This is a genomic window from Arhodomonas sp. KWT (genome assembly GCF_010993615.1).
Map to the genome: position 1 here is coordinate 1 of NZ_WNXE01000657.1, position 938 is coordinate 938.

Genomic DNA, 938 nt, shown 5'->3' on the forward strand with positions numbered 1-938 from the left:
GTGGTGTCGTAGGTCATCAGGGCGGCGGTGAAGTCGCCGCCGGAGAGCCATTGCGCGTGGTCCCGGGCGCGCACGGTGACGGCGTCGCGCAGTGGCCTGCAGTGTTTCTCGTACTGCGCCTCGAATGCCTGGCGGGCGGCCTCGTCGTAGCATTCGAGGTAATCCGCCCAACTGAGTTCGACGGTGCGCTCGTGGTAGGCCTCGGCATTGTCGGGGCGCTGCGCGCGGCGCTCGGCGAGCTCGGCCCGGGCCCGGGCGAGGCGTTCGCGCTGCCAGGCGGGCATGCGATCCAGGAGTGCCGCCTGCTCCGCCGCCGGCCGCGCCTCGAAGTCCCGGGCGGCACGCAGATTGAGGTCTACCGGCGGCGCATTGCGGATTCGCTCGACGTTGGCGTCGGCACGCCGGCCGGCCCGCTCCGCCTTGATCCGGCGGAATCCGGTGATGAGCTCGGAAGTGGCCTTCTTCTCGAAGACCGCCTCGCTGTGTGTGTAGGCCTGGAGGCGCTCGGCGGCGTTGTTGCGGAACTGGTTGAGTGCGGTGGTGATGCCGATGGGGTCCTCGATCGCCAGGAGCGCTCCCTTGTCGATGAATTCGGGCGTATCGCGCACGGTCCAGTTCATGCGCTCGCGCAGCTGTCCGGCATCGTGGAATGCCCGGGCGGTGACGCCCGGGCCGGGGTAACAGTCCCCCTGAGACTGCGTCCCGCCATCGGTGGCGGCGAACTCGGGGACGCACGTGGCGATGTCGTCGGGGGACGTCGCGGATATGCCGTGCTGTCGTGCCAGCCAGCTGCCCACGTCGAACGCCTGCATGCACCGGTCACGCAGGTTGTCCCGGTTGGCAGCCATGGTCTCGAGCGTCGCCGCGCTCCAGAGATGATCGGAATAGGCGAGGTAGACCCACCCGGCCTCGCGTGCCTCGGGAATGGTGATGAACAG

General features: G+C 69.2%; 1 protein-coding gene. It reads right to left on the bottom strand.

What is annotated here, in order from left to right:
- The coding region (locus G7A99_RS21500) for a T6SS effector BTH_I2691 family protein (protein ID WP_205599987.1) at positions 1-938 on the bottom strand (938 nt) is incomplete at both ends.